At 58.1% G+C, this 13,455-nt stretch carries 15 protein-coding genes; 3 read left to right on the top strand and 12 right to left on the bottom strand.

All coding sequences use genetic code 11. From position 1 onward, the window contains the following. Nucleotides 1-122: 122 nt before the first annotated feature. The 8 genes from ruvB to RG836_RS24665 all read right to left on the bottom strand — a co-directional run bounded on the left by ruvB (nt 123) and on the right by RG836_RS24665 (nt 6,851). Nucleotides 123-1,184 (bottom strand): Holliday junction branch migration DNA helicase RuvB, encoded by a 1,062-nt coding sequence (gene ruvB / locus RG836_RS24700; RefSeq protein WP_310850316.1) that lies wholly within the window; start codon nt 1,182-1,184, stop codon nt 123-125. Further along, on the bottom strand, nt 1,185-1,799 hold the full coding sequence (ruvA, locus tag RG836_RS24695; protein WP_064679388.1) for a Holliday junction branch migration protein RuvA: 615 nt from the start codon (nt 1,797-1,799) through the stop codon (nt 1,185-1,187). It abuts the gene before it with no gap. Between the two features lie 116 nt (nt 1,800-1,915). Next, a complete protein-coding gene (gene ruvC, locus RG836_RS24690; protein ID WP_310850315.1) occupies nt 1,916-2,440 on the bottom strand; it encodes a crossover junction endodeoxyribonuclease RuvC in 525 nt (174 codons plus the stop codon). Between the two features lie 153 nt (nt 2,441-2,593). Continuing rightward, nucleotides 2,594-3,340 carry a YebC/PmpR family DNA-binding transcriptional regulator gene (locus RG836_RS24685; RefSeq protein ID WP_310850314.1) on the bottom strand — a complete coding sequence of 249 codons (747 nt, stop codon included), beginning with the start codon at nt 3,338-3,340 and terminating at the stop codon, nt 2,594-2,596. A gap of 123 nt (nt 3,341-3,463) precedes the next feature. Continuing rightward, complete coding sequence (gene aspS / locus RG836_RS24680) at nt 3,464-5,239, bottom strand: aspartate--tRNA ligase (protein ID WP_310850313.1); 1,776 nt, start codon at nt 5,237-5,239, stop codon at nt 3,464-3,466. A 127-nt stretch (nt 5,240-5,366) separates the two neighbouring features. Then, nucleotides 5,367-5,588: an FmdB family zinc ribbon protein gene (locus RG836_RS24675; RefSeq protein ID WP_010457489.1), complete on the bottom strand. Its 222-nt coding sequence runs from the start codon at nt 5,586-5,588 to the stop codon at nt 5,367-5,369. A gap of 131 nt (nt 5,589-5,719) precedes the next feature. Further along, nucleotides 5,720-6,061: a ribbon-helix-helix domain-containing protein gene (locus tag RG836_RS24670; protein WP_310850312.1), complete on the bottom strand. Its 342-nt coding sequence runs from the start codon at nt 6,059-6,061 to the stop codon at nt 5,720-5,722. Between the two features lie 319 nt (nt 6,062-6,380). Then, the gene (locus RG836_RS24665) at nt 6,381-6,851 is read right to left on the bottom strand and encodes a Dps family protein (protein ID WP_310850311.1); all 471 of its coding nucleotides are present in this window, start codon (nt 6,849-6,851) and stop codon (nt 6,381-6,383) included. A gap of 307 nt (nt 6,852-7,158) precedes the next feature. Here RG836_RS24665 and RG836_RS24660 point away from each other — a divergent pair, with 307 nt between their 5' ends. Next, nucleotides 7,159-7,761, top strand: coding sequence for a cold-shock protein (locus tag RG836_RS24660; RefSeq protein ID WP_310850310.1), 603 nt, complete (start codon nt 7,159-7,161; stop codon nt 7,759-7,761). 77 nt (nt 7,762-7,838) lie between these two features. Here RG836_RS24660 and RG836_RS24655 read toward each other — a convergent pair whose 3' ends face one another. Further along, complete coding sequence (locus RG836_RS24655) at nt 7,839-8,045, bottom strand: SlyX family protein (protein WP_310850309.1); 207 nt, start codon at nt 8,043-8,045, stop codon at nt 7,839-7,841. A gap of 2 nt (nt 8,046-8,047) precedes the next feature. Beyond that, nucleotides 8,048-8,473: an HIT domain-containing protein gene (locus RG836_RS24650; RefSeq protein WP_310850308.1), complete on the bottom strand. Its 426-nt coding sequence runs from the start codon at nt 8,471-8,473 to the stop codon at nt 8,048-8,050. A 905-nt stretch (nt 8,474-9,378) separates the two neighbouring features. On the opposite strand from RG836_RS24650, the gene RG836_RS24645 reads away from it, so the two are divergent. Beyond that, nucleotides 9,379-10,704 (top strand): OprD family porin, encoded by a 1,326-nt coding sequence (locus RG836_RS24645; RefSeq protein ID WP_310850307.1) that lies wholly within the window; start codon nt 9,379-9,381, stop codon nt 10,702-10,704. 252 nt (nt 10,705-10,956) lie between these two features. Here the strand turns inward: RG836_RS24645 and RG836_RS24640 are convergent, their stop codons facing one another. Further along, nucleotides 10,957-11,796, bottom strand: a complete 840-nt coding sequence (locus RG836_RS24640; protein WP_310850306.1) for a mechanosensitive ion channel family protein — start codon at nt 11,794-11,796, stop codon at nt 10,957-10,959. A 73-nt stretch (nt 11,797-11,869) separates the two neighbouring features. Then, nucleotides 11,870-12,355 (bottom strand): YajQ family cyclic di-GMP-binding protein, encoded by a 486-nt coding sequence (locus RG836_RS24635; protein ID WP_310850304.1) that lies wholly within the window; start codon nt 12,353-12,355, stop codon nt 11,870-11,872. 140 nt (nt 12,356-12,495) lie between these two features. On the opposite strand from RG836_RS24635, the gene RG836_RS24630 reads away from it, so the two are divergent. Beyond that, complete coding sequence (locus RG836_RS24630) at nt 12,496-13,413, top strand: putative 2-dehydropantoate 2-reductase (protein WP_310850303.1); 918 nt, start codon at nt 12,496-12,498, stop codon at nt 13,411-13,413. Nucleotides 13,414-13,455 lie beyond the last annotated feature (42 nt).

Here is a 13,455-nt window from a genome sequence, read left to right as displayed (position 1 = left end):
GTGCTTACTCCTCAGGTTGCCAATCCGGCCAGGCAACTGTTTTTCATGGTTCTGTACGTTTACGGGGGAAGCACGGTCCTAGGACAGCACAAACCTCGAATAAATCAGCCCGTGGAAGGCTTTTAATCGTCCACTGCATCAAGGAATTCGTCTACCACAGGCATCTCGCCCAATCGTGACGGAATGTTTAAGCCAAAATGCAGGTACGCGTGCCGGGTCACCACGCGCCCACGGGGGGTGCGCATGATGTAGCCCTGCTGGATCAGATAGGGTTCAAGCACATCTTCAATGGTGTGACGCTCTTCGCTGATCGCCGCTGCGAGGCTGTCGACCCCCACCGGGCCGCCGTCGAACTTCTCGATCATGGTCAGCAGCAAGCGCCGGTCCTGATGATCGAAGCCACGTTCGTCGACGTCCAGCAGGTTCAACGCCAGATCGGCGATCGGCTTGGTGATGTGGCCCTTGGCGCGCACCTCGGCGAAATCCCGTACCCGCCGCAACAGCCGATTGGCGATACGCGGTGTGCCGCGCGCACGCCGGGCAATCTCGAACGCACCTTCCGGATCCAGCGGCAAGCCAAGAATCGTCGCCGAACGCTCGACAATGGTCGCCAGGTCAGCAGTGCTGTAGAACTCCAGGCGCTGGACAATACCGAAGCGATCCCGCAACGGGTTGGTCAGCATCCCAGCCCGCGTGGTTGCCCCCACCAGGGTAAAGGGCGGCAGATCGAGCTTGATCGAACGCGCCGCCGGCCCTTCGCCGATCATGATGTCGAGCTGGAAATCTTCCATGGCCGGGTACAGCACTTCCTCGACGATCGGTGACAGCCGGTGGATCTCGTCGATGAACAACACGTCGTGTGGTTCAAGGTTGGTCAGCAGCGCCGCCAGATCGCCGGGCCGTTCCAGCACCGGGCCCGAGGTGCTTTTGATCGACACGCCCATTTCCTGGGCAATGATGTTGGCCAGTGTGGTTTTACCCAGGCCCGGCGGGCCGAAAATCAGCGTGTGGTCCAGGGACTCGTTACGCCCTCGCGCGGCCTGGATAAACAGTTCCATCTGCTCGCGAACGGTGGGCTGGCCAATGTACTCGGCCAGGCTGACGGGGCGAATGGCCCGGTCCTGGACTTCTTCGCGGTCACGGGGCGCGCCCGTGGCGGCGATCAGACGATCAGCTTCAATCACTTAAATCATTCCCTTCAGGGCACGCCGAATCATGTCTTCACTGCTCAAGCCTTTCTCCTTGATCGCGGAAATCGCCTTGCTGGCTTCCTGAGGTTTGTAGCCGAGGGAAATCAGCGCGCTGACCGCATCATTTTCCGCCGTGGCCACAGGCGCCGCATCCGGCCCGCCGGGCTGATTGGGCACCAGGGCGAACATCGCCGGCACGGTTTCCCAAGCTTTAAAGCGGTCCTTGAGTTCCACCAGTAGGCGCTCGGCGGTTTTCTTGCCGACGCCCGGCACCTTGGTCAAGGCCGAGGTGTCCTGGGATTGCACGCAACGCACCAACTCATCGACTTCCAGACTCGACATCAACGCCAGGGCCAATTTTGGCCCCACACCATTGAGACGGATCAACTCGCGAAAAAAGTCTCGCTCCCGCTTGCCGAAGAAGCCATAGAGTAACTGCGCGTCTTCGCGAACGACTAGATGGGTGTGCAACGTCAGCGGCTCACCGACCGACGGCAGGCGATACAGCGTGGTCATGGGGACTTCCAACTCATAGCCCAGACCGTTTACATCCAGAATCAGGTGCGGCGGCTGTTTCTCAGCCAAGGTACCGCGCAAGCGTCCAATCACGTTTCAGATCCTTGAGCGTTGGCCAGCAACGGGCTGGCGAGTCACACAGCGAGCGCGGATGCCGAGCCGTTCAGGCGTACCCGGCTCATCCCCCCGCAAAGAATGGGCTGATGCTATCAGAGACGCAGGCGCCCGCCACGACTGCGTGCAGTTCCCAAGCCGTGGGGCAGCAGACTGGAACGGGTATGCGCATGGCAAATGGCGATGGCCAGGGCGTCGGAGGCGTCGATTTGCGGTTTGCTGGTGAGCTTGAGCAAGTGCATGACCATCATCTGCACCTGCTCTTTATTCGCCGCGCCGGTGCCGACTACCGCCTGTTTGACTTGGGTCGCGGTGTATTCGGCAATTTCCAGGCTCTCTTCGGCACCGGCAACAATCGCCGCGCCACGAGCTTGACCGAGCTTGAGCGCCGAGTCGGCATTGCGTGCCATAAACACCTTCTCAATGCCCATCGTCACCGGCCCGTAAGTCTGAATAACCTCGCGCACTCCGCGGTAGACGATTTGCAGCCGCTCATGCAACTCGCCGGCACCGGTGCGAATGCAGCCCGACGCGACATACACGCAACCGCGCCCGGTATCGCGGACGATGCCGTAACCGGTGATGCGCGAACCGGGGTCGATACCTAAAATTAGAGTCATAACGCCTGCGGGTTAAGTAAAAGCACGGTATTCAATACACGAATAATAAATGTGGGAGCGAACCCGCTCGCAAAACGGTTTCAACGACAGCAGGATTGCCGCCTGAAAAACCGCCTTCGCGAGCAGGCTCGCTCCCACTTTGCCTACTCCACCTTAACCGAGTTGAGCGGCCACCGACTCTGGAATATCCGCGTTGGAGTAGACGTTCTGCACGTCGTCCAGGTCTTCGAGCATGTCGAGCAGCTTGAGCACCTTTTCCGCGCCTTCCAAGTCCAGTTCGGCACTGGTGGTCGGCAGCATCACGATTTCCGCATCAGCACCCTTGAAGCCAGCCGCTTCCAGGGCCGTGCGCACCGCGTAAAAACCGGCGAACGAGGTGAATACGTCGATCGCGCCGTCTTCGTGGGTGACCACGTCATCGGCATCGGCTTCCATCGCCGCTTCCATCAGCGCGTCTTCGTCGACACCCGGAGCGAAGGAAATCTGCCCCTTGCGCTCAAACAGATAGGCCACCGAACCATCGGTACCGAGGTTGCCGCCGCACTTGCTGAAAGCGTGACGCACGGCTGCGGCAGTGCGATTGCGGTTGTCGGTCATGCACTCGACCATCACCGCCACGCCGCCGGGCCCGTAGCCTTCGTAGCTGAGCTCGACCATGTCGTCGGTATCGGCCGCGCCGGCACCTCGTGCCACGGCGCGATCAATGATGTCGCGGCTCATGTTCGCGCCCAAGGCCTTGTCCAGCGCCAGGCGCAAACGCGGGTTTGAACCCGGGTCACCACCACCCTGTCGGGCAGCGACGGTCAGCTCACGAATCCACTTGGTGAAGATCTTGCCCTTCTTGGCATCCTGACGTTCTTTGCGGTGCTTGATGTTCGCCCACTTGGAATGACCAGCCATAACTCGCTCCGAATGCTCTTTCACACATTGCCCGCCACGCCATGACGCGCCAGCCGGCAACTACAATTTTCGACCGTCTATAAAGAAAGGGCGCTTCCGAAGAGGCGCCCTTTGAGGTCAGCCTTACTCAGCCTTAGGCGTTTCGCGCAAACGAATGTGCAGCTCGCGCAGTGCCTTGGCATCCACCTGGCCCGGTGCCTGAGTCATGACGTCGGCCGCGCTCTGGGTTTTCGGGAAGGCGATCACTTCACGAATCGACTGGGCGCCGGTCATCAGCATCACCAGACGGTCCAGGCCGAAGGCCAAGCCACCGTGGGGCGGCGCGCCGTATTTCAGGGCGTCAAGCAGGAAGCCAAACTTCTCTTCCTGTTCCGCTTCGTTGATGCCCAACAGGCGGAAGACCGTTTGCTGCATCTCTTTGCGGTGGATACGGATAGAACCGCCACCCAGCTCGGTGCCGTTGAGCACCATGTCGTAGGCACGGGACAGCGCGGTAGCCGGGTTGGCTTCAAGCTCTTCCGGGGTGCACTTCGGCGCGGTGAACGGGTGGTGCAAGGCAGTGAAGCTGCCGTCGTCGTTCTCTTCGAACATTGGGAAGTCGACGACCCACATCGGCGCCCATTTGCAGGTCAGTAGGTCCAGGTCGTGACCGAGCTTGATCCGCAGCGCGCCCAGGGCCTCGCTGACGATCTTCGCTTTGTCGGCACCGAAGAACACGATGTCGCCGTCAACCGCACCGACGCGATCGAGGATCACGTTGAGGTTGGCTTCAGGGATGTTCTTGACGATAGGCGATTGCAGGCCATCAACACCGTTGGCGCGCTCGTTGACCTTGATGTACGCCAGGCCCTTGGCACCGTAGATGCCGACAAACTTGGTGTAATCGTCGATTTGTTTACGCGGCATGCTGGCGCCAGCAGGGACGCGCAGCGCGGCGATGCGGCATTTCGGGTCGTTGGCCGGGCCGCTGAACACCTTGAAGTCGACTTCTTTGAGCTGATCGGCAACGTCCACCAGTTCCAGCGGGTTCCGCAGATCCGGCTTGTCGGAACCGTAACGACGCATGGCTTCTTCGAAGGTCATGTGCGGGAATTCGCCGAATTCCAGATCCAGCACTTCCTTGAACAGGTTGCGGATCATGCCTTCGGTCAGGCCCATGATGTCTTTCTCATCGAGAAAACTGGTCTCGATGTCGATCTGGGTGAATTCCGGCTGGCGGTCGGCACGCAGGTCTTCGTCACGGAAGCATTTGGCAATCTGATAGTAACGGTCGAAGCCAGCGACCATCAGCAGTTGCTTGAACAGCTGTGGCGATTGCGGCAAGGCGAAGAAGGAGCCGGCGTGAGTACGGCTTGGCACCAGATAGTCGCGGGCGCCTTCCGGGGTGGCGCGAGTCAGGATCGGCGTCTCGACGTCAAGGAAGCCGTTTTCGTCCAGGTAGCGACGGATGCTGGTGGTCATGCGCGAACGCAGACGCAGCTTCTCGGCCATTTCCGGGCGACGCAGGTCCAGGAAGCGATAACGCAGGCGGGTTTCTTCGCCCACGTCGGAGTATTCATTGAGCGGGAACGGCGGAGTTTCCGCCTCGTTCAGCACTTCCAGCTCGTAGCCCAGCACTTCGATCATGCCCGACGCCATGTTGGCGTTGGTGGCACCGGCCGGACGCAGACGCACCTTACCGGTGATCTTGACCACGTACTCACTGCGCACGCGATCGGCGGCGGCGAAGGACTCAGCGCGATCCGGGTCGAACACCACTTGGGCCAGACCGTCACGATCACGGATATCGAGGAAAATCACCCCGCCGTGGTCACGGCGACGGTGAACCCATCCGCAAAGGGTAATTTCCTGGCCTTCCAGGCTTTCGTTCAGTTGGCCGCAATAATGGCTGCGCATCATGGTCGTGGTTTCACTTCTCGTAATTCGACATTCGGTTGGAGGTCTTGAAACAGCGCCGTTCTATATAGGGAGGGCGGATGATGCAAGAGCTCGCGCGTAGAGTTCAACTCGCAATCAGGTTCAAGGCTTAGTCGGCCTTGTCACCGCCGGCCAGGTTTTTCTTGGAGCCGGTCTTGAAATCGGTTTCGTACCAGCCGGTGCCGCTCAGGCGAAAACCGGGCATCGACAGCATCTTCTTCAGCTCCGGAGCCTGACAGGCTGGGCAGTCAACCAAAGGTGCTGCGCTGATCTTTTGAATGGCTTCCAACTGATGACCACAGGAGGCGCATTGATAGTCGTACATCGGCATGGGGTTGTCTCGGCGATCAGGTTGCTACCGCAGATGCTCGGCTTTTGCGGCAAAGAGCGGGATTATATCCATTAAATGCAGCCTGTGCAGCCGTAAGACTGCACAGGCCGACGGGCTCATGAAACTCCGCACTACGGGCCTTCAGCACCGCACGCGGGGTCCTTCAGGCTATGCACGACACAGACCACGCGTATCAGCCCGCTGAAATTCTTTACACCGCCATGCCGCAAGTGCACCTCGCGGTCTACGTACGACAGCAGCGCACTGATGGTGCAGCAGTTGAGCCTGGCCATTTCGGTCAGGATGTCCCAATACACCTGCTCAAGGCGCAAGCAGGTGGCAAAGCCATTCAATCGAATCGACCGCGACAAAGGCCGGGCCAGCGCCATGTCAAATTCCCTGACAAACGGGTCCATCGGGTGGCTGTAATTGCGCGCTAATTTCTCCTCTTGCTGTTTAACCTCGTACACCATTGCATTGACACTCCTTTGCCATCACATCCTTTTATTAAGAGCAACAATCCGTGGCCTTATAAAAGCTGATGCGACCGGCAATATCTAGACGACTTGATGACCATCGTTGTAGGAGAAGCCAGCAGAAAAATGGCGAACTGTATCTGTGTACTACACGCATAGCTGTAGGAAATAAGCTTGCGCCAAGTATCAGCGGCGAGGCGTGATTTCAGAGCGTGTGGCAACTTCGAGGCGGCACTGGCAGAAAGCAGGCCGGCGGGTGAAACCGGGCGCGCAGCGACGCGAACAACGCTTGTGCGTTATCCGCGCCTCGTGCCGATTACTCTTCGAGGAGCGCGCGCAGCATCCACGCGGTTTTCTCGTGCACCTGCATACGCTGGGTTAGCAGGTCGGCGGTGGGTTCATCGCTGACCTTGTCCAGCAGCGGGAAAATGCCGCGCGCGGTACGGGTCACCGCTTCCTGGCCTTCGACCAGTTGCTTGATCATGTCCTCGGCTTTAGGCACGCCGACTTCTTCCTTAATGGAAGACAACTTCGCATAAATGGAATAGGCGCCCGGCGCCGGCGAACCCAAGGCGCGAATCCGCTCGGCAATCAAGTCCACCGCCAGGGCCAACTCGGTATATTGCTCTTCGAACATCAAGTGCAGGGTACGAAACATCGGCCCGGTAACGTTCCAGTGGAAGTTGTGGGTCTTCAAATACAATACGTAGGTGTCCGCCATCAGACGGGACAACCCTTCAACAATGGATTTACGATCTTCTTCGCTGATACCAATATCGATTGCCATGTTTTTCCCCTAAAGGTGATGCAATTCATCCGACAGATGCCGGGCCACTTTAGCAAGAGTGCCGATGCAGCGCAGCCCACAAAACCGCTGGCCGCTGCGATAAATCGCCGCGAGCACGCCATGGGTCTCCTTGATTTGAGAACCCCAGGGCTTTGCTGTTAAATAGGCCGGTGTCGTCGACGCCTATTTTCCCGGGCCCGGCGCATAGGCTGAAACTGTGTACGTGTCCAACGCCTCCCATTGTTCAGAAGCGAACCGTACTCACTCAGCTCTTCCTTGTGATCCGTCTTAACGTGAGTCAATCAAAATGTTGAAAATCGTCCACCTGCTATTGGGCGCAGCCGCTTTGCTGCTGTCCTTCATTCCTAGCTTGCGATCCGAAGCTGTTCCTTACCTGCAACAACCTGAAGCGTTGTACCTGGCCCTTTTCGGCCTGCTCAACCTGATCCTTGCTCCGGTTATTCCTTACTGGAACAAAGGCCCTCGTCATCAACTGCAAAACCTGGTCAGCGCCTTGCTGGTCCTGGCCGTTGTCCTGCAGACCCTGACCTTGCTGGCGCCAATGCCGGTGATCGGTGGTCAGCCTGCGGTACTCTACAGCCTGTCCGTCGCACTGATTGCCGTTCTTCTGCACCTGGCCGTCAGCTTCTACAAAACCGCACCGGCCGCTGCCTCGCAAAGCTATGACATGACCAACCGCGATACCGGCACCGTCAAGTGGTTCAACACCTCCAAAGGCTTTGGCTTTATTTCCCGTGACTCCGGCGACGATATTTTCGTGCACTTCCGGGCCATTCGTGGTGAAGGCCATCGCGTCCTGGTCGAAGGCCAGCGCGTGGAATTTTCGGTGATGAACCGTGACAAAGGCCTGCAAGCCGAGGACGTGATCGCCGCCCTGCCGCGCCGCTGATCACCGCCTCATAAAAAAACCGCGAGCACCTCAGGCGACTCGCGGTTTTTTTTGCCCGCCGGTTGGCCTGCATTAATTCAGTAGTGCGGCGGCGGCGCTTCCTCTTCGAAAGACCCGAACTGGCCGACCATTTCCTCTTGACGCTTGAGCAGCGCGGCCATTTGCAATTGCAAACGCTCCACCACCCGCTGTTGAGCGACCAGCACATCGTTCAAGGCCTGGATGGTGTCGTCCTGAAACGCCAGGCGACTCTCCAGATCGGTGACACGCTCTTCAAGGTCCATGTTCAGCCCTCCAGAAACGTAAAGTCTTCAGTCAACAACAAGCGCAGCCGCTCGCGAACTGCCGCCACCTCGCTCGCCTGGTAAGGCGTGGCCGGGTGTTTGCCCCACACTGGCGCGGGCCAGGCCACGTCACCACGCTTGCGCACGATCACATGCATGTGAAGTTGGCTGACCACGTTACCCAATGTCGCAACATTCAATTTGTCGGCCTCGAACGCATCCTTGAGCAACTCCGCCAACAGCGTGGTTTCTTTCCACAGTTGCTGCTGGTCAGCTACATCCAGTTGGAACAACTCACTGATATCGTCGCGGCGCGGCACCAGAATGAACCACGGGTAATTGGAATCGTTGGACAGCAGTAGCCGACACAGCGGGAAATCCCCGATCGGCACGGTGTCTTGGTGAAGTCGTGGGTCTAAAGCGAACACGGATGCACTCCCGCCTGGTATCAATTTCAGCTTAGCGCTCATCCGCATGGATGCGCCGCCAAGCGACAGGCACGCAGCATACCTTCGAATGCCCGGGGCTTCACTGCGCACGCGCCCATGACCACAGAGAAATCCTGAAGCCAGCGCCCTGTGATGGCTCATTTTTGCGCCCGACGCACCAACGCAGACCGAAGACTTTGGCAGTCATCCGAAAATCACCAGAAAACAAGACTCTGCTGTTTTCCCCCGCTGTGTCCGACTGTGCGGAATTCATACAGCGAAGTAATTTTTTTGCACCAAAACCGCACATCGGGGCTACCCTCCCAAGGTCGAGCATCCGCCGTTTACTCACTTTGAGGGTGAACCGGTAACGTTTTTCGTTGTCGCGAAATTTTTTTGGCGTGACGGCGGTTAACGATACCCACGGTCATGCGCCCGGAAAGCCTGGGGGAAACCCCCGGTTTTATGAGGCTTTTACAGGGACGAACGCATGTGTGTGAAAAAAATGTGAGCGACTTCAAGATTTGTGCACGCTTGTTGCATTCACTCTCATATCGTCTATAAGGCTCCCGCTGAGCGGAGAACCGGTAGGCCTATAAAAACAGTGGCAGGGTTGCCCGAAGGAGTTACAAACGCTCGGAGAAGGGACACTTTTTACCAGTGCGAAAGCCTTGGAAAAACCGCCCCGAAGTTGCCAGTCCGACTGCGTCAGGACTGTGGATTTGCGACATCGACCGAGCAATTAGCGACAGCGTCGTAAAGATGCTGAAAGGTTAGATACGCAAGTATCGCCAACATTGTCGTCGTGATATAAGTTTGCGCCGACACAAAAAGAAAGAGCCGCCCAGATAAAAAAACAGGTGGGACGGCAGTAACTCTTCTAAAAACCAAAGGAGCAAATCACGATGCGCGTGATGAAGTGGAGCATGATCGCACTGGCTGTTTCAGCAGGCACCTCGCAGTTCGCAATCGCGTCCTCCCAGGACGAGTCCAAAGGCTTTTTCGGCGACCAGAGTCTGAAAGCCAAAACCCGTCTCCAGTACATGAACCGTGATTTCAAAAACGGTGCTGGCAACGGCACCTCCGGCACCGCCGGCTATCGTCAGGACACCGGTATCAGCGAACTGCTGACCTACGAGTCCGGCTTCACTCAAGGCACCATTGGCTTCGGCGTTGACGCCATGGCAATGGGCTCGGCCAAACTGGACGGTGGCTCGGGTCACCGCGGCAACGGCCTGTTCGCTAACGACAGCGACGGCAACCCAGAAAAGAGCCAAGGCAAAATCGGTGGCGCGGTTAAATTCCGTCTCTCCGACACCACTCTGAAATACGGTCAGCAATTTGTTGCCAGCCCGGTTTTCGCTACCGATGACAGCCGTCTGCTGCCAGAAGTCGCCACTGGTACCCTGCTTACCTCCAAGGAAATCAAAGGCCTGGAACTGAGCGCAGGTCGCTTCACCTCCCTGAGCAAGCAAACCGGCATGGGTCGTGACAGCATCGGCGGTATCGCTGATGAAAACGGCTTCGGCGGCAAAGGCCTGACCAACATCAACATCTTCGGCGCCAGCTACGCCTTCACCGATAACTTCACCGGTGCTGTAGCTGCATCCGACGCTGATGACTACTTCAAGAAGCAGTACATCAACCTGAACTACACCCTGCCGATCAATGATGATCAGTCGGTTAACTTCGACTTCAACGGTTACAAAACCGAAGGCGAAAAACGCGGCGACACCATCGACGCCATCGGCGACGGCACCACCGGCGTAGACAACAAACTGTGGTCCCTGGCAGCTGCCTACAGCATCGGCGCCCACAAGTTCACCGTCGCTCACCAGCGCTCCAGCGGTGACAACGGTTACTACTATGGCGTTGACGGCAACAGCACCATCTTCGTATCCAACTCCATCCAGATCTCCGACTTCGTGGGCAAGGACGAGCGTTCGTGGCAGGCTCGTTACGACCTGAACATGAAAACCTACGGCGTTCCAGGTCTGAGCTTCATGACCCGTTACGTGAAGGGTGACAACATCTCCACCAACGGTCTGGGTGAAGGTAAGGAAAACGAGTGGAACGCCGAGTCCAAGTACGTCTTCCAGGACGGTCCGGTTAAAGACCTGTCGATGCGTCTGCGTTACGCCATGTACCGCTCCAACGGCGCTTACAGCGGCTACTCGTCTGACAACAACGATGTGCGTCTGATCGTTGAGTACCCGCTGAACATCCTCTAATCCGGATGTAACACGCCCGTACTGTAGAGCCCTGCTCTAAAACTACCGCCCACCTGGTTTCAGGTGGGCGGTTTTTTATTGGCCAAGAATTAACTTACCGCTTCTGTTAGCAAGCTAACAACAAACAATATTAACTATACGCTGCCTAACAATTCTTCGATCCATGCAGACATCAGTCATAAAAAAGCCCAGAAAACTTAATATTTCCTGGGCTGTAACTACTTGACCAAGGGTTCAAGTTCAAATCAATGATTAGGCAGGCGCATCCTGAACAACGCGGATGACACGTTGCGGGAACGGTATATCAATACCGGCGGCTTTCAGACGATCTCTGGACTGTTCATTAAACATAAACATCAGGTCCCAATAATCTGCAGTCTTCACCCACACTCGCAGGGAAACAGTAATCGAACTGTCACCCAAGGTGGAAATCACCGCCTGCGGCGCAGGATCGGCCAATACACGCTCGTCCTTGGCCAGGTCCAGCAACACTTGACGAGCCTTTTGCAGGTCCGCTTCGTAGTCGACACCGACGTCGAACACCACTTTGCGGGTCGGCTGGCGGTTGGTGTTGGTGATGATGCCGTTCGACAGATTACCGTTCGGCACGATGATGGTTTTGTTGTCGCCGGTGCGCAGCACGGTGTGGAAGATCTGGATGCTGTCAACGGTGCCAGCCACGCCCTGCGCTTCGATCCAGTCACCGATGCGGAACGGACGGAACAACAGAATCAGCACACCACCAGCGAAATTCGCCAGGCTACCTTGCAACGCCAGGCCAATGGCCAGGCCGGCAGCACCGATCGCTGCAACGAACGAAGTGGTTTCGACGCCGATCATCGAGGCTACGCTGACGATCAGCAGCACCTTCAGGATGATATTCGCCAGGCTGCTGATGAACCCCTGCAGGGCCAGGTCGGCATTGCGCAATGCCAGCAGACCGCCAAGCTTTTGCGTCACCTTGTTGATCAACCACCAGCCGATGGCCAGGGTGATGATCGCCAACAGCACGCGGCTTCCGTATTCCATGATCATCGGAATCCACGCCTGGGAGGCCTTGACCAAGTGGTCCACTTCAGCATTCAAATCCATCTAGTTTCTCCTGAGTTAACTCAATCCAGGTGGGAGCGGGCGAGCCTGCTCCCACAGATTCCCGCCTCGCAGGTCAGTCGCGGAAGTTATTGAACTGCAGCGGCATGCCGAATTCCTTGGCCCGCAGCGCAGCGATGGCTTCCTGCAAATCATCACGCTTCTTGCCGGTGATGCGCACTTGTTCGCCCTGGATGGCGGCCTGCACCTTGAGCTTGGCTTCCTTGACGTGGGCAACGATTTTCTTCGCCAGTTCCTTGTCGATGCCTTCCTTGAGCACGGCTTCCTGCTTCATCAGCTTGCCGGACGCGTAAGCATCCTTGACCTCGAGGCATTGCACATCGATCTTGCGCTTGACCAAGGCCAGCTTGAGGATTTCGATCATCGCTTCCAGCTGGAAATCGGCTTCAGCGGTCAGGTTGACGGTCAGGTCTTTTTCCTTGAACTCGAAGCTGCCCTTGCCTTTCAGGTCATAACGACGGTCGAGCTCCTTGACGGCGTTCTCGACCGCGTTGGTGAGTTCGTGTTTGTCCAGTTCGGATACCACGTCGAACGACGGCATGTAGTCTCTCCAATAAAAAGGCGCGCTCGATCAGGATGGAGCGCGCTTGGCTTGCGGTTAAAATCGGGCTCATTATAACGGGTCTTTTCCTGCCGACACTGCGAGCCGCATATGCCTGCCAACAATCGAGTGAGCCACTGATGTCGACCACCTGGCACATCGTAGGTGCCGGCAGCCTCGGCAGCCTGTGGGCGTCGCGTCTGGCCCGGGCCGGCCTGCCAGTGCGGCTGATCCTGCGCGACACCGCGCGGCACGCCGCCTATCAAGCGGCGGGCGGTCTGACCCTGGTAGAGCACGGCGAAGCGCAGTTGTACCCTATACCTGGTGAAACGTCCGACAGCGAGGAGCCGATTCGCCGACTGCTGGTGGCGTGTAAAGCCTACGATGCCGAGCCTGCGGTCGCACAGCTTGCGCACCGACTGACGGCGGACGCGGAACTGATCCTCCTGCAAAATGGCCTCGGCAGTCAGGATGCCGTGGCTGCCCGAGTGCCCCAGACCCGCTGCATTTCTGCCTCCAGCACTGAAGGCGCATTTCGCGACAGCGACTGGCGCGTGGTCTTCGCCGGCCATGGTTACACTTGGCTTGGCGATGCCGCCCATCCGGTGGCGCCGATCTGGCTCGACGAGCTCAGCGCCGCGGGCATCCCGCACGCCTGGACCCCGGACATCCTCACCCGGTTGTGGCGCAAACTGGCGCTCAATTGCGCGATCAACCCGCTGACCGTGCTGCACGACTGCCGCAACGGCGGATTGCAGCAGCATCAGTGCGAAGTGGCCACCTTGTGCGCGGAACTGGCTGAGCTGCTTGAACGTTGCGGCCAGCCTGCCGCCGCCGAAGATTTGCAGCAGGAAGTCGAGCGAGTGATCCAGGCCACGGCGGCAAATTTTTCGTCGATGTACCAGGATGTGCATCATCAGCGGCGCACGGAGATCAGCTATCTGCTCGGCCATGCGTGCAAAGTCGCGGCCCGTCATCAACTGAATCTGCCGCACCTTGCGCAACTGGAACAACGCTTGATCGCACACCTGCGCACGCTTGGATTGCCCAGCGACTGAGCAGCGGCTACGCTGGCCTCGTGTTCTTCTTTAGCGACGTCC

The organism is Pseudomonas rhizozeae (assembly GCF_031583775.1).
Taxonomy (GTDB): domain Bacteria; phylum Pseudomonadota; class Gammaproteobacteria; order Pseudomonadales; family Pseudomonadaceae; genus Aquipseudomonas.
Note: the sequence above shows the minus strand (reverse complement) of the source record. Positions and strands in the feature narration are given on the sequence as shown.